This is a genomic window from uncultured Massilia sp., assembly GCF_913773735.1.
Classification (GTDB): domain Bacteria; phylum Pseudomonadota; class Gammaproteobacteria; order Burkholderiales; family Burkholderiaceae_D; genus Telluria.
Map to the genome: position 1 here is coordinate 33,513 of NZ_CAJYEB010000044.1, position 14,646 is coordinate 48,158.

The window sequence follows — 14,646 nt, forward strand, 5'->3', positions numbered from 1 at the left end:
CTAAGTGAACGCTAAACGTCCGCCATCGTCTTTAACAATCCGTTAAGATGTGGCCGGCAAATCAACAATGATGGAGTGACATGTTTCCCGCACGCCCCGACCCGGCCAAGGCGACGACGCCGGCGCAATCACGAATTTTGGCACAAATCGTGCTGGGCGTGAACGCACTGTGCCTTGCCCAGGTCGCGGGCGCCCAGGACCAGCCGCAGGCGCCGGCCACGCAGGCCACGCCCGACGCCCGCACGGCGGCCCCGCTGCCGATGGAGGCGCCCTCGCGCGCCGTCGACTACGACGTGCGCATCGAGGCGCCGCGCGCGCTGCGCGAGCTGCTCGAGGAAAACCTCGACCTGATGCGCTGGCGCGGCAATCCGCGCCTCGACATGGAGCAGCTGCAGCGCCTGGTGCGCGTGGCGCCCGAGCAGGTCAAGACGCTGATCGCCACCGAGGGCTACTACTCGCCGCAGGTCAGCGCCGGCCTGGACACTTCCGGCGCCAAGCCGGTGGCGCGCATCATCGTCGAGCCGGGCCAGCCGGTGACGGTCGGCGACGTCGACATCGAGCTGCGCGGCTTCGCCCCCGCCGACAAGGGCAGCGCGCCGGTCGACGCGGCCACGCTGCGCCAGGGCTGGACGCTGGGGACCGGTTCGCGCTTCCGCACGGCCGACTGGGAAGCGGCCAAGCGCAACATCCTGCGCCAGATCACCCAGCGCCGCTTCCCGCGCGCGCAGCTGCTCGACTCCAGCGCCACCGTCGATCCGGACAGCCGCCGCGCCCTGCTCAAGGTCGTCATCGACAGCGGCCCGGATGCGCAGTTCGGCAACCTGAAAATCGAGGGCCTGCAGCGCTATCCGGCCAGCGTGATCACCAACCTGAACCAGATCCGCCCCGGCGACGAATACAGCGACGCCGCGCTGCAGGCGCTGCAGGGCCGGCTGCAGGACACCGGCTACTTCAGCAGCGTCGAGGTCAGCGCCGACATGTCGGGCGTGGTGGCCCGGCAGGTCGACGAACTGAACCAGGGCGCGGGTCCGCAGGCGTCGACCGCGACCGGGCCGACCACGCTGCCGGTGCTGGTGCGCGTGACCGAGAACAAGCGCAAGAACGTCTCGCTGGGCGTCGGCTTTTCCACCAACACCGGCGCGCGCGCCCAGGCCAACTACGGCGACCTGCTCGTGTTCGGCAAGCGCAACAAGAGCAGCGTGCTGTACGAGCAGAAGCGCCAGACGGCGCGCACCGACTTCTACTGGCCGACCACGTCGAACGGCTACAACAACAGCGTCGGCGGCGGCTTCGACCGCCAGGATGTCGAAGGCCAGATCACCCGCACCACCAGCATCTCGGCCACCCGCGCCTGGGGCTCGCCGCTGCTGGAACGCAGCATCAAGATCGAGGCGCTGACCGAGCAGGTGACGCTGGCGGACGCGATCGCGCCCAGCCCGCGCGTGAAGAGCCTGCCGGTCACGTTCTCGATCACCAAGCGCAGCCTGGACAGCCTGGTGGCGCCGACGCGCGGCTACAGTGCCAACGTGCAGCTGGGCGCGGCGCCGCTGCCGGTCCTGACCGACGAAAAATTCGTGCGCCTGTACACCCGCGGCCTGGCCTACAAGCCGGTGGGCGACGACGGCACCCTGATCCTGCGCGGCGAGTTCGGCGCGCTCGGCTCGAAGAACAAGGAAGGCGTGCCCACGACCTTCCTGTTCCGCGCCGGCGGCGACGGCTCGGTGCGCGGCTACGGCTACCAGGAGCTGGGCGTGCCGGTCGGCAGCGCCATCACGGGCGGCCGCTACCTGCTCACCGCCAGCGCCGAATACGATTACTGGTTCAAGCCGCCCTACGGCGCCGCCGTGTTCTATGACGTCGGCAATGCCGGCGACAAGCTGAGCGACCTGAAACCCGAAGTGGGCTATGGCGTCGGCGCGCGCTGGCGCAGCCCGGTCGGGCCGATCAACGTCGACGTCGCCTACGGCAAGGCGGTGCACAAGGTCCGCCTGCACTTCTCTCTTGGATTCACCTTCTGATGGACGTCGACAACCACCCCCCCGAACAGGCGCCGCCGCCGGCTTCCGCGCCCAGAACGCGCAAGTGGCCGCGCCGGGTCGCGATCGGCGCCGCCGTCACCGTCGTGGTGCTCGGCGGCGTCGTCTGGTACCTGGGCCGCGAGACCACGCTGCAGATGATCGCCCAGCGCGTGGCGAAGGCCAGCGGCGGCGCGCTCACGCTCACCGGCGTGTCCGGCTCGCTGTACGGCCACATGCACGTGGACCGCATCGTGTTCCGCAGCGAGACCCAGCTGATCACCGTCGACACCGTCGACATCGACTGGAAGCCCTGGCAATACCTGTCGCGCGGCGTCGAGATCAATAAACTGTATGCGCAATCGCTGCGCATGGAGACGCTCAAGGAATCCAGCGAGAAGTCGACCATGCCGGCGAAGCTCGCGCCGCCCTTCAAGATCGCGGTCGAAGACGCGCGCCTGGCGAAGATGGTGATGGTCAACCAGGGCGCGTCCACCGAGATCGACGACATCCGCGCGCGCCTGCACGGCGACAAGCAGCAGTGGAAGCTCGACTACGCGGGCGCCAGCACGCCCTGGGGCCAGGTCAAGGCCGGCGGCACCATCGCCAATACGCTTCCCTACAAGCTGGACCTGGACGCGAGCCTGAGCCAGACCCAGGCGCCGCCGCCGGCCGCCGCGCCGGGCCAGCCGGCGCCGCCCGTCACGCCGGCGTCGATCGGCGCGCAGCTCACGCTGCATGCCGGCGGGGACCTGCGGCGCACCGTGATCGACGCCAGCGGCAAGGCCGCGCGCGCCGAGGGCACGGGCCAGCTGGTGCTGGCGCCGTTCGCCGACATCCCGCTGCAGGCCTTCACGCTGAACGCCCGCAACATCGACCCGGGCTTCTTCAGCCCCGCGCTGCCGACCGCGGACCTGAACCTGGCCGTCGCGGTCAAGCTGGATCCGAACCGCAACATCGCCGGCTCCGTCAACCTCGTCAACGAAGGCCCGACGGGCACGCTCGACCAGCAGCGCCTGCCGCTGCGCGCGCTGCGCGGCCAGCTGGGCGGCAACCTGTCGGCCCTGAACGTGTCCGACGTGCTGCTCGACCTGGGCGCGGCCGGCCGCTTCACGGGCGGCGGCAGCCTGCAGCGCAAGCCGGACGAACAGGGCCTGGGCACCGCCGAATTCGTGCTGCGCACGGACCGCTTCGACCTGCAGCAGATCCAGTCCAGCATGAAGCCGACCAGGATCGCCGGCGAGCTGCGCATCGCGAACACCCAGGACACGCAGACGCTCGACGTCGACCTGGCCGACGCCGGCATGCGCCTGGTCGCGCAGGCGGCGCTCGACGGCAACGTGCTCGCCGTGCGCGACGCGCGCCTGTCGGCCGGGCGCAGCAGCGTCCGCGTGACCGGCGAGATGAACCTGCTGGACAAGAAGCCGTTCAAGGCGACCGCCATCGCCAGCCGCTTCAACCCGGCCGATTTCGGCAACTTCCCGCAGGCCGACATCAATGCCGAGGTCCATGCCGCCGGCGCGCTGGCGCCGCAATGGCAGGTGGCCGCCGATGTCGCCATCGCCCGCAGCCGCCTGTTCGACCAGCCACTGTCCGGCCGCGGCAAGCTGGCGGCGGACGCCACGCACGTGAGCGACGTCAACGCCACGCTGGCGCTGGGCCAGAACACGGTCGACCTGAAGGGCGCCTTCGGCAAGCCGGGCGAGCGCCTGGCCTGGCGCGTCGACGGCAGGCAGCTCGCCGCGCTGCGCTCCGACCTGTACGGCGCGGTGCAGGCGAACGGCGTCGTCACCGGCACCATGCAGGCGCCGCGCACCACCTTCGAGGTCGATGCGACGAGCCTGGGCTGGGTGCCGAAGGAACGCAAGACCAATACCGGCCGCCTGCACGCGAGCGGCGAGGCCTGGCTGGACGGCAAGGACGACGCCCGCTTCGTCGCCGTGCGCGCCAAGGGCGACATGCAGCGCCTGAATCCGGCCGCCTTCGGCTCGCCGCTGGCCGGCAGCATCAACGGCACCTTCGATGCCAGCGGGCGCAGCGGCGCCAACCTGGGCGGCGCGGTCGACCTGGCGCTGCAGCAGTCGACCCTGTCGAATTCGCCGCTGTGGGGCCATGCGAAGCTGAGCGCCGACAAGCGCCACATCTCCAACGCCGACGTCGACCTGCACCTGGGCGGCAACGTCATCGCCGCCAAGGGCGCCTTCGGCAGCGGCCGCGACACGCTCGCCTGGCGCATCGACGCGCCGCAGCTGGGCGCCCTCGGCCCCGACTTCGCCGGCGCGCTGCGCGGTTCGGGCACGCTGTCCGGCACGATGGACACGCCCTCGCTCACCGCCTCGCTGGAAGGCCAGAAGATCCGCGTGCTGGGCACGCAGAACATCGGCGCGCTGCGCGCCACCGCCAACGTCGGCGCCGGCCGCGGCGCCAGCGACCCGCTGGCGCTCGACGTGCAGGTCAGCGACTACGTGGGCGCCGCGAAAGACGGCAGCGGCAACGACACCCGCATCGCCAGTGCGCGCCTGCAGTCCACCGGCACGCGCGGCGCCCACACGATTTCCGCGGCGGCGCGCGGCGACGCCTTCGACGCCGCGCTGGCCGTGCACGGCGGCTGGAGCGGCAATGCCTGGACCGGCAGCCTGGACACCCTGACCAACCGCGGCCGCTACGCGCTGTCGCTGGCCGCCCCGGCGCCGCTGCGCATCGCGGCGCCCGCCGGCAGCGGCGTGGCCGGCCTGGCCAATCCGGAGCAGATCGCCTTCACCAATGCGACGATCCGCCTGCCGGCCGGCTCGGTCACGCTCGAATCGCTGGCCAAGAACGGCCCGCGCTGGACCAGCCGCGGCGGCGCCACCGGCGTGCCGGTCGGCTACCTGACCCAGGCCTCGGACGCCGTGCGCCAGAACCTGCGCGGCGACATGACCATCGGCGCGCAATGGGCGCTCGACCTGCGCGCGCCCGCCACGCCCGGCGCCGTGCCGGCGCTGGACGGCAGCCTGCACGTGTTCCGCGAGAAGGGCGACCTGATCGCCGGCGACACCGCCCCGGTCGTGCTGGGCCTGCGCACGCTCGACCTGCGCGCCGACGTCGGCGGCGGCGCCCTGCGCGCCCGGCTGGCGGTGGACGGCACGCGCCTGGGCAACGCCAAGGTCGACGCCACCGCGCAGCTGATCCGCGGCCTGGTCGACAACGACAGCCCGCTCAAGCTGACGGCCGACGCCAACCTCGGTTCGCTGGCCTGGGTCTCGCCGCTGCTCGGCCAGCCCGGCCTGGAGGTCGACGGCGCGCTGCGCGCGACGGTGGCCGGCAGCGGCACCGTGGGCGCGCCCACGCTGAACGGCACCATCGAGGGCGACGGCCTGGCCGTGCGCTGGCCGGACCAGGGCCTGCGCCTGCGCAACGGCCAGTTGCGCGCCACGCTGGCGGGCGACACGCTGCAGCTGCAGCGCCTGGCCCTCGAAGGCAACAGCGGCCGCGCCAGCGTCGACGGCACCGTGCGCTTCGCCGGCGGCGAGGCGGCGATGAACCTGAAGCTGGTCGCCGACAAGCTGGAAGCGCTGTCGCGCCCGGACCGCACCGTGATCGTCAGCGGCCAGGCCTCGGTGGTACGCGACGCCAACCGCTTCGCCGTCGAAGGCAAGTTCCGCGCCGACCGCGCCCTGATCGAATTCGCGCCGCAGGACCGCCCCACCCTGTCGGACGACGTGATCGTGCTGGGCCGCGGCGCCCAGAAGCCGACGGTGGCCGCCAAGGAAAAGGCGGTGCCGCTGACGGTCGACCTGACGGCCGACCTGGGCGACGACTTCCACGTGCGCGGCCTGGGCGCCGACGCCTATCTCGCCGGCGCGGTCCAGCTGCGCATGGTGGGCAGCAACCCGCCGCGCATCAACGGCACCGTGCGCACCGTCGGCGGCACCTATGCCGCCTACGGCCAGCGCCTGTCGATCGAACGCGGCGTCGTCACCTTCAGCGGCCCGTACGACAACCCGTCGATCGACGTGCTGGCGGTGCGCAAGCGTCCCGAGGGCGAGCAGCTCAGCGAGACTAACGTCGAAGCCGGCGTGCAGGTGCGCGGCACGGCGCTGGCGCCGACGGCGCGGCTGGTGTCGACGCCGAACGTGCCGGACAGCGACAAGCTGTCCTGGCTGGTGCTGGGCCACGGCATGGAAGCGACCACCGGCAACGAGGCGGACGTGCTGAGCGCCGCGGCCGGCGCGCTACTGGGCGGCAAGGGCGGTACCGGCGGCATCACGAGCAAGCTGGCGAACTCGCTGGGCGTCGACGAACTGGGCGTGCGCCAGGGCACGGGCCAGGCGGCGGGCCTGGAAAACACCGTGGTCACGGTCGGCAAGCGCATCTCGTCGCGCCTGTACCTGAGCTTCGAACAGGGCGCCGCCACCGCTTCCAGCGTGGTCCGCCTGCGCTACAAGGTCAACCCGCGCATCACCCTGCAACTCCAGACCGGCACCAACACGGCGCTGGACGTCCTGTACTCCTGGGCCTTCGACTAACCGGGTCCAACATTTGCGCCACCACAAACCGGGGTCAGAGCCGGGGTCAGAGCCCGATTTTGGGAAATTTCCAAAAACAGGGCTCTGACCCCGGCTCTGACCCCGGTTTAATTTTGCTTAAGTGGGGAAGTAGCGTTCGCTGTCGATGTCGTCGAGCAGCGTGCGTGCGCGGGGGTGCCAGTCCAGGGTGTTACGCGTCCAGGTGCTGGCGGCGGGGGCGTCCAGGCTGGTGAAGCGGTGGAACCAGCCGAAGTGGGCCGCCGCGTCCTGCGCCGGGCGGCTTTCCAGCGGGACGTCCAGGCGGCGCGCGATGACGGCGGCGATGGCGTGGAACGGGATGCCATCTTCGGCGACCGCGTGGTAGCGCGCGCCGATCGCCGCGCGTTCCAGCGCCAGGCGATACAGGCGCGCCGCGTCGACGCGGTGCACCGCCGGCCAGCGGTTGGTCCCGTCGCCGGCATACACCGACACACCCTTGTCGCGCGCGATGCCGATCAGCATCGGCACGAAGCCGTGGTCGCCCGCGTCGTGCACCGACGGCGGCAGGCGCACGATGGACGCATGCACGCCACGCGCCGCCAGCGCCTCGGCCGCGTGCTCCGAGGCGCGCGGGAACGCTTCGAGGATGGGATGCGGCGCATCGGTTTCGACGGCCAGCCGTCCGGGCGCGACCAGCGCGAGGCCCGACGTCACCAGCAGCGGCTTGGCGCTGCCTTCCAGCGCCGCGCCGAGCGCCTCGATCGCGCGCCGGTCCAGCGCGCAGCTTTCGGCGAAGCGCGAGAAATCGTGCTGGAAACCCGCGTGGATCACGCCGTCGGCCGCCATGGCGCCGCGGCGCAGGCCGTCCACGTCGTCGAGCGTGCCGCGCAGCACGGCGGCGCCCGCCCGTTCGAGCGCCGCCGCGCCGGCGTCCGAACGTGCCAGCCCGAGCACCTCGTGGCCGTTGTCGATCAATTCCCGTACGACCGCCGAACCGACGAAGCCGGTGGCGCCGGTAACGAATACACGCATGTCATTCTCCTGAGGGTTGCGAATGACGTTACTATCGTGCCGGCGCCCATGGGGGTAAAGTAGTGAGCTTATACGGGTATGGGGAGTAACAGGATGGATGCGGCGACCGCCCGCGACAATGCCTTGGGCAATTATCTGAAGGACCGCCGCGGCCGGCTCGATCCGGCCGCCTTCGGCTACCCGGCCGTGCGCCGCCGTACGCCCGGCCTGCGCCGCGAGGAAGTCGCGCAGCGCGCCCACATCAGCGCCACCTGGTACACCTGGCTGGAACAGGGCCGGGGCGGCGCGCCGTCCGGCGAGGTGCTGGAGCGCATCGCCGGCGCGCTGATGCTGACCGAGGCCGAGCGCGAACACCTGTTCCTGCTCGCGCTCGGCCGCTCGCCGGAGCCGCGCTACCGGCCCGACGCCGGCCTGTCGCCGCGCATCCAGCGCATGCTCGACGCCCTGCCCGCCAGCCCGGCCTTCGTCAAGACCCTGACCTGGGACGTGGTGGCCTGGAACCGCGCCGCCGATGCCGTGTTCGGCTACGGCGCCGCCGCGCCCGGCGAGCGCAACATCCTGCGTCGCATCTTCTGCGACCCGCAACGGCGCGCCGCGCAGCTCGACTGGGACAGCGTCGCCCGCTTCGTCGTCGCCGCCTTCCGCGCCGACGCCACGCGCGCCCGCCCCGATGCCGGGGTGGACGGCCTGGTGCGCGAACTGTCGCAGCGCAGCCCGGAATTCGCCGCCTTCTGGCAGGAGAACGACGTGCGCCACCACGGCGAAGGCACCAAGCAACTGCGCCATCCGGTGGCAGGCCTCATCGCCATGGAATATTCCTCGTTCACCATCGACGGCCGGCCCGACCTCGGCATGGTCGTCTACAACCCGGCGACGCCGCAGGACGAGGACAAGGTGCGGCGCCTGATGGCGGCGCGGCCAGCGTGACGCCGGCCGGCGCAGACGCTCAGTGCAGCATGCGCCCCACGCTCGGATTCGGATCCGGCACCGGATCGTCGTTCAGCGGCGTGCGGATCGGCGGCTGGTGCGGGTCGGCCGGCTCGAACGGATCGGCGGGAGGTTCCTCGATGGGCGCGGGATCGGGGGCGCGATGGGCTTGGCGGGGGAAAAGGGTCATGTGCGGCTCCGGGATGGCGAGCCAAAACATTACCACCGGCGGCGTTTGATCGCCGCCCGCCTGGATTACAATGGCGGATTCGACAGAAAGGATCCACCATGCTGACGACGCCCATGGTTGCCGCCGTCCTCGTTCCGCTCGTGCTGTGGCGCATGTATAGCCGCATCCGGCGCCTGACTAGCCGCCAGCGCTCGAAGACCTGGCGCCACCGCACCACGCTGGTCTTCTTCCCGCTGCTGGTCCTGGCGCTCGGCACGTTCGCCCTGGGCACCCATCCGATCGCCCTGGCGGGCCTGGCCGCCGGCCTGCCGGTCGGCATCGTGCTGGGCCATGTCGCGATCGGCAAGACCCGCTTCGAGCAGGTGGGCGATACGTTCTACTTTACCCCGCATGCGCCGATCGGCCTGGCCGTGGCCGCCCTGTTCATGGGACGCATGGCCTGGCGCGCCTATGAGTTTTACGCCCTGGGCTCGTTCGCCCACCACGAATTCGTCACCAGCCCGCTGACCCTGGTCATCTTCGGCGTGCTGGCCGGTTATTACATGCGCTTCGCATTCGGCCTGCTGGCCTGGCGCAAGCGCACCGCCGCGCACGACACGACGCACGGCGCATCGACCTGAACGGAAACAATGAGCATCACCACCCTCGCCCTCATCCTCCTCATCCCGATCCTGGTCTGGCGCATCTATTCGCGCCTGAAGAGCCAGATGACGCGCCAGCGCTCCATCATGTCGCGCCATTACACCGGCCTGCTGGTGTTCTGCGCCATGGTGCTGGTGCCGGCGGCCAGCGTGCTCGACCGGCCGTACGCGCTGGTGGCGCTGGCCGGCGGCGCCGCGATGGGCATCTTCCTCGGCGTCTACGGCCTGCGCCGCACGCGCTTCGAGGCGACCGACCAGGGCTATTACTTCACGCCCAGCCAGCGCCTCGGCGTGCTGGTCGGCATGGTGCTGGTGGCACGCGTGATCTACCTCGGCATCGAGATCTACATGAACCAGGGCAGCAACCAGCCGAACCCGCGCTTCACCGACAGTCCGCTGACGATGTATTGCCTGGGCCTGACGGCCGCCTACTTCGCGACCTATTCCGCCGGCCTGGTGCGCTGGCGCCGCCAGAAGCGCAAGGAAATCGGCGACATGTGAACGCCGGGCGATTATTCTTTCTGTCAACAGCCTTTAAGAAACAGCGTCAGCCTCCGGCTTGACCTGGATCGACCCTCCTCCACGCGCTTGTCCGCCCCCAAGGACCCGGCGCGGCGACCTGCCGAGAATGGCCGTGTCCGCGCACCGCGCATTCCCGGAGGAGGCAATGGTCATCGTTCACCTGGCCCGGCACTGGCTGGCGCGCCGCCACTACCCGTTCGCCTCGTGGTCGGCGTGCATCGCGCGCAGCCTGCGCGTGCTGCTGTTCTACCGCGACCACGCGCGCCTGCTGGCGCTCGGCGTCTACCGCGACCACCTCACCAAGGTGCACGACGACGTCTTCCACCACCTCAGCCACCGCGACTACCTGGCCAAGGGATTGACGCTGCGCGAGCGCGTGCGCTGCGTGACCACCCACTACCGCTTCGAGGAGCAGGCGTTCGACGCCGCCTACCGGCGCGCCGTCTACCGCGATGGCGGCCTGGTGCTGTGGCGCCGCGAAGCCGGCGGCATGCCCTTCGAGATCAGGCTGGACATGGCCTCGCGCCTGAGCGCCGAGGGCGACCTGACGATCGTCCTGCTGGCCGGCGGCCGTTGCCTGCATCGCCTGTCGTTCAGCTGGGTCGACGGCCGCTTCGCCGGCGTGGACGCGCCCCTCCTGCCCTTCGTCGCGCGCAACCAGGGCCACCGCGCCCAGGCCGCGGACCTGGCCGACGCCTTTCGCGCCTTCGAACGCGCCTTCCCCAACAACTCGCCCAGCTTCTTCTGCTTCGCCGCGCTGCAGGGCATCGCGCTGGCGCTGGGCATGGACCAGGTGGTGGCAGTCAAGTCGGCCCGGCAATGCGCCCACGATCCCGCCGCCGTCAACCATTTCGCCAACGCCTACGACGGCTTCTGGCAAGTCCTCGGCGGCGTCGCCACGGACGGCCGCGGCTGGCGCGTCGCCCTGCCCTTCCACGTCAAGCCGCTGGCGGACATGCCGTCCAAGCATCGCAAGCGGGCGGCGCTGCGGCGCGCGCACTGGCGGGCGATCGGCGACGAGGCCGGCCTGGCGCTGCGGCGCCATCTCGTGCAGGACCATGCCCCGCTGCCCACGGCACCGGCAGCCTGCGCGGCGCCAACTTGAACAGCGGGTTCGCGCGGAAAAGCAACAGCGCCAACGATATTTAAACCCCACAGTTACTTATCGTATTGCCAATGCTATAGTTTTGGTTCCAAAAAGAAATAATTCCTTCTCTCACCGATTCCAAGGAACCCTATGGCTGGACAATACGACGCCACCGTCACCGCTTTCTACCTGGCCTATTACGGGCGCCCGGCCGATCCGGCCGGGCTCGCCTTCTGGTCGCAAGCGCTCGAGGACAGCGACGGCGACTTCAGCGCCATCGTCGACGCCTTCTCGACCTCGACCGAAGCGACCGACCACTTCGGCACCGGCACGCCGGCCGAACGCGTCACCGCCATCTACCAGCAATTGTTCAGCCGCGCGCCGGACCAGGCCGGCCTCGACTACTGGCTCGGCGCCCTCGAGAAGGGCAACGTCAACCTGGGCGACATCGCCATCCAGATCGTGGGCGGCGCCCAGGACCAGGACCTCGCGCTGTCGACGCTGCGCCAGGAAGTGGCGGCCCAGTTCACCGCCGCGGTGACGGCATCGGGCGTGGCCTACGACGGCGACGCCGCCATCGAGGCGGCGCGCGTGCTGATGGCCGCCGTCACGACGGCTACCGGTGCGGACCAGGTCAAGTCGCTGGTCGCCGCCAGCACCGCGCTGGTCCAGACCGCGCACGACAATCCGGCCATCATCTCCACCCTGGCCGCCGACGGGAAGCTCAGCGCCGTGCTCGCCACGACCAGCGGGCAAGCCGATCCGGTCGGCGCGATCAACGCGCTGACGAGCATCGCCAAGGCCGCGGCCGGCGACCCGGCCGCGCTGGCCACGCTGCAGCAGGGCGGCGGCGTGACCGGCCTGCTGAATTCCCTGCCTGCCGGCACGTCGCTGGCCAATCTCGGCGCGGCCGTCGACAAGGGCGGCCTGGGCGCGGCCATCGAGATCACCAAGCCGCCGGTCGCCACCGTACCGGAAGAGCCGCCGCCGCCGAGCGCGCCGCGGGTACGCCTGGTCGAGGATACCGGCATCGACGCCACCGACAAGGTCACCGCCAACGGCAAGCTCCAGGTCAGCGGCGTGGAAGACGGCGCGACCTGGCAGTACAGCGCCGACAACGGCAAGACCTGGACCACGGGCGCGGCCGCCGTCGGTGGCGTGGCGACCCTGGACACGAGCGGGACCGGCGCGCATGCGCTGCTGTTTCGCACCGTCAGCGCGGACGGCGCCAGCGACGTCACCGCCTTCCACTACACCATCGCCCCCACGATCGCCTTCAGCGGCCCGGACGGCAAGGACCTGCCCACGGACACGCTGACCGCCAACTCCCTCTACTTCTTCGTCCACGTCGCCGGCAGGGCCGCCGGCACCCAGGCGCAGTTCCAGGTGTCGGCCACCGGCAAGGATGGCAGCTGGTCGACGGCCGACGAATCGGTCCAGCTGCCGGACGGCCAGTACTACATCCGCTACCTCGTCACCGATACGGACGGCAAGGTCAGCCCGACCAACGCACTCAAGCTCATCATGGACCAGTCCAAGCCGTCGCCCACGGTGGAACTGGTCGAGGACACCGGCCTCAGCGCCACCGACAAGATCACCAAGAACGGCCAGGTCAAGATCGGCGGCCTGGGCGCGGGCGAGACCTGGGCGTACAGCTTCGACAACGGCAAGACCTGGACCAAGGGCACGACCGGCAGCGACGGCACGGCGATCGTCGATGCCGGCAGCGCGGGCGCGCAGTCGCTGCTGGTGCGCACCTACGACAAGGCGGACGGCAACGCGTTCACCAATACCCAGTTCAAGTACACGGTCCAGGCCCCGCTCGCGCCGACGATGGCGTTCGCCGGTGTGGACGGCACGGACAGCGGCTCCGACACGCTGACCGTGAACTCGACCGACTACGTGGTCAACGTCTACGGCTCGAAGACGTCCGTGTCCCACGAGTTCCAGGTTTCGGACACCGGCAAGGACGGCAGCTGGGTCTCGACCAGCGACAGCACGCTGCTGCCCGATGGCCTGCACTACATCCGCTACGTGTTCACGGACGCCGCCGGCAACGTCGGCGCCACCAATGCGCTCAAGCTCGTCGTCGATACCGTCGCGCCCGCCCAGGCCTGAAGCTGGCCTCGGTCGAAGGCGGCGCGCCGGGCAGCAACCATACCGACCTGGCCCACGCCGACGTCGTGTTCAGCTACACCGGCACGCTCGACCTGAACAAGGCCGAGGCGCTGTTCTACATCCTGGGCACCAAGGGCGACTGGAGCCTGGCCGACAAGCAGATCGACCGGGTCGCCAAGACGATCACGTTCAAGGACATCGACCTGAGCCACGGCGATGCGACGATCATGCTGGAATCCAAGGACGCCGCCGGCAACACGCTGCGCCTGGTCCAGCAGATCAGCGGCCCGTTCACGACCTTCACGGCGAAGGCGGCGGACGACGGCATCGTGCTGCGGGCGAACAAGGACGGCAACGTCTACCTGGTCGACGGCGACGACGTCGTCCAGGTGGCGACCGGCGCCAAGTCCGGCGGCGCGCTCGCGGGCGTCGACGTCAAGCTGGGCGTCCAGCAGACCGCCGTGCAGGGCATCCTGGGCGTCGGGCCGAGCGCTACCGTCCATTCCGACCACGCGGGCATCACCTATGGCCTCGGCACCGACGGCGCCGACACGCTGGCCGGCAACTACGTCTGGGCCTACGACGGCGACGATACCATCCAGGCCGTCGGCAGCGCGGCCAACGACGCCTCCCACCAGCTGAGCGTCGTCTACGGCGGCAAAGGCGCGGACACGATCGCTGCGGGCGCGGGCGGCAGCTGGTTCCTGTACCGCAGCGCGGAAGAATCGACCGTCGTCGCCGACGACATGGCGGCGCACGGCTTCGACACCGTCGTCTTCGGCACCGGTGCCACCGACGTCGCGCACACGCAGGTCTTCGACTTTGCCGTGCAGCTCGACGGCATCTACATGCCGATCGCCAGCGAGAAGTCGCTCACCGGCACGGAAACCGGCAACGAGCTGCTGGCGCTGCTCAACGCCGCCCTGGTGCAGAAAAGCACCATCACCTTCCCGGGGCACGGCAAGGTTTCCGGCACCTTCATCGATTTCGCCGTCGCCGGCGGCGGACACGAGAATTTCCTCGTCGTCGATGCCGACGGCAACGGCACGATCGACGGCGCGGACTATGTGATCAAGCTCATCGGCACGATCGACGCCGCCGGTAGCGTCTACATCGACAAGACGGGAACGATCTCCTTCCACAGCGCCTGATCGGCCCCGCCTCCGACCCCGCCCGCAAGGCGGGGTTTTTCGTTAACGATCCTCCAAGGAGCCCCCATGACGCTCGACCGCCGCCGCTTCCTCGGCACCCTGCCGACCATTTCCCTGGGCCTGGCGGCAGGCCAGGCCCGGGCCCAGTACGGCAGCGCGGCGGGAGAGCGCCTGCTGGCGGGGCTGGAGCGGACGGCCGGCTTCACGGTGCAGCGCGTCGTCGACGGCAGCAATCTCGCCGGACTGGCGATCGCGCCGCACCGCCTGGATGGGCTGGAAGAGCGCCTGCGCGCGGCCAACGTGCGGATCGGGAAGGTCCAGGACGGCAAGGTGCAGCTGGGCTTCAACGAATCGATCCTGCGGCGCGATACGGCCTATCTGTTGAAGGCCTTCGGCCAACCGTAGGGTGGGCAGCTCCACCCCGCCGCCCGCGTCGACACTGCGCGCGCGCTGCCCACGCGTGACGCATGCATGCC

Annotated in this window: 11 protein-coding genes; 9 read left to right on the plus strand and 2 right to left on the minus strand. The window is 70.5% G+C overall.

Translation table 11 applies throughout. From position 1 onward, the window contains the following. Positions 1-80: 80 nt before the first annotated feature. Together QZ749_RS23190 and QZ749_RS23195 are read left to right on the plus strand one after the other, a co-directional pair. A complete protein-coding gene (locus tag QZ749_RS23190) occupies positions 81-2,018 on the plus strand; it encodes an autotransporter assembly complex family protein (protein ID WP_296952117.1) in 1,938 nt (645 codons plus the stop codon). Continuing rightward, positions 2,018-6,523 carry a translocation/assembly module TamB domain-containing protein gene (locus QZ749_RS23195; protein WP_296952121.1) on the plus strand — a complete coding sequence of 1,502 codons (4,506 nt, stop codon included), beginning with the start codon at positions 2,018-2,020 and terminating at the stop codon, positions 6,521-6,523. Before QZ749_RS23190 ends, QZ749_RS23195 begins: the two co-directional genes overlap by 1 nt. A gap of 117 nt (positions 6,524-6,640) precedes the next feature. On the opposite strand, the gene QZ749_RS23200 is transcribed toward QZ749_RS23195, so the two are convergent. After that, positions 6,641-7,534: an SDR family oxidoreductase gene (locus tag QZ749_RS23200; protein ID WP_296952123.1), complete on the minus strand. Its 894-nt coding sequence runs from the start codon at positions 7,532-7,534 to the stop codon at positions 6,641-6,643. 93 nt (positions 7,535-7,627) lie between these two features. Between QZ749_RS23200 and QZ749_RS23205 the strand changes: the two genes are divergently transcribed. Further along, on the plus strand, positions 7,628-8,461 hold the full coding sequence (locus QZ749_RS23205) for a helix-turn-helix transcriptional regulator (protein ID WP_296952126.1): 834 nt from the start codon (positions 7,628-7,630) through the stop codon (positions 8,459-8,461). 19 nt (positions 8,462-8,480) lie between these two features. Here QZ749_RS23205 and QZ749_RS23210 read toward each other — a convergent pair whose 3' ends face one another. Continuing rightward, on the minus strand, positions 8,481-8,651 hold the full coding sequence (locus tag QZ749_RS23210; protein WP_296952128.1) for a hypothetical protein: 171 nt from the start codon (positions 8,649-8,651) through the stop codon (positions 8,481-8,483). A gap of 98 nt (positions 8,652-8,749) precedes the next feature. On the opposite strand from QZ749_RS23210, the gene QZ749_RS23215 reads away from it, so the two are divergent. The 6 genes from QZ749_RS23215 (at position 8,750) to QZ749_RS23240 (ending at position 14,575) form a co-directional block, all read left to right on the plus strand. Further along, a complete protein-coding gene (locus QZ749_RS23215) occupies positions 8,750-9,271 on the plus strand; it encodes a hypothetical protein (protein ID WP_296952130.1) in 522 nt (173 codons plus the stop codon). 9 nt (positions 9,272-9,280) lie between these two features. After that, positions 9,281-9,793, plus strand: coding sequence for a hypothetical protein (locus QZ749_RS23220; protein WP_296952132.1), 513 nt, complete (start codon positions 9,281-9,283; stop codon positions 9,791-9,793). A 166-nt stretch (positions 9,794-9,959) separates the two neighbouring features. Beyond that, on the plus strand, positions 9,960-10,919 hold the full coding sequence (locus QZ749_RS23225; protein ID WP_296952134.1) for a DUF535 family protein: 960 nt from the start codon (positions 9,960-9,962) through the stop codon (positions 10,917-10,919). A gap of 132 nt (positions 10,920-11,051) precedes the next feature. Further along, a complete protein-coding gene (locus QZ749_RS23230) occupies positions 11,052-13,019 on the plus strand; it encodes a DUF4214 domain-containing protein (RefSeq protein WP_296952137.1) in 1,968 nt (655 codons plus the stop codon). A 65-nt stretch (positions 13,020-13,084) separates the two neighbouring features. Then, the gene (locus tag QZ749_RS23235; protein WP_296952139.1) at positions 13,085-14,170 is read left to right on the plus strand and encodes a hypothetical protein; all 1,086 of its coding nucleotides are present in this window, start codon (positions 13,085-13,087) and stop codon (positions 14,168-14,170) included. Between the two features lie 66 nt (positions 14,171-14,236). Beyond that, complete coding sequence (locus tag QZ749_RS23240) at positions 14,237-14,575, plus strand: hypothetical protein (protein WP_296952141.1); 339 nt, start codon at positions 14,237-14,239, stop codon at positions 14,573-14,575. The last annotated feature ends 71 nt before the right edge of the window (positions 14,576-14,646 follow it).

What these genes read in the sequence shown, in the direction of transcription:
- QZ749_RS23190 (WP_296952117.1), top strand. Translation starts at nt 81, where the DNA reads ATGTTTCCCGCACGCCCCGACCCGGCCAAGGCGACGACGCCGGCGCAA.
- QZ749_RS23195 (WP_296952121.1), top strand. Translation starts at nt 2,018, where the DNA reads ATGGACGTCGACAACCACCCCCCCGAACAGGCGCCGCCGCCGGCTTCC.
- QZ749_RS23200 (WP_296952123.1), bottom strand. Translation starts at nt 7,534, where the DNA reads ATGCGTGTATTCGTTACCGGCGCCACCGGCTTCGTCGGTTCGGCGGTC.
- QZ749_RS23205 (WP_296952126.1), top strand. Translation starts at nt 7,628, where the DNA reads ATGGATGCGGCGACCGCCCGCGACAATGCCTTGGGCAATTATCTGAAG.
- QZ749_RS23210 (WP_296952128.1), bottom strand. Translation starts at nt 8,651, where the DNA reads ATGACCCTTTTCCCCCGCCAAGCCCATCGCGCCCCCGATCCCGCGCCC.
- QZ749_RS23215 (WP_296952130.1), top strand. Translation starts at nt 8,750, where the DNA reads ATGCTGACGACGCCCATGGTTGCCGCCGTCCTCGTTCCGCTCGTGCTG.
- QZ749_RS23220 (WP_296952132.1), top strand. Translation starts at nt 9,281, where the DNA reads ATGAGCATCACCACCCTCGCCCTCATCCTCCTCATCCCGATCCTGGTC.
- QZ749_RS23225 (WP_296952134.1), top strand. Translation starts at nt 9,960, where the DNA reads ATGGTCATCGTTCACCTGGCCCGGCACTGGCTGGCGCGCCGCCACTAC.
- QZ749_RS23230 (WP_296952137.1), top strand. Translation starts at nt 11,052, where the DNA reads ATGGCTGGACAATACGACGCCACCGTCACCGCTTTCTACCTGGCCTAT.
- QZ749_RS23240 (WP_296952141.1), top strand. Translation starts at nt 14,237, where the DNA reads ATGACGCTCGACCGCCGCCGCTTCCTCGGCACCCTGCCGACCATTTCC.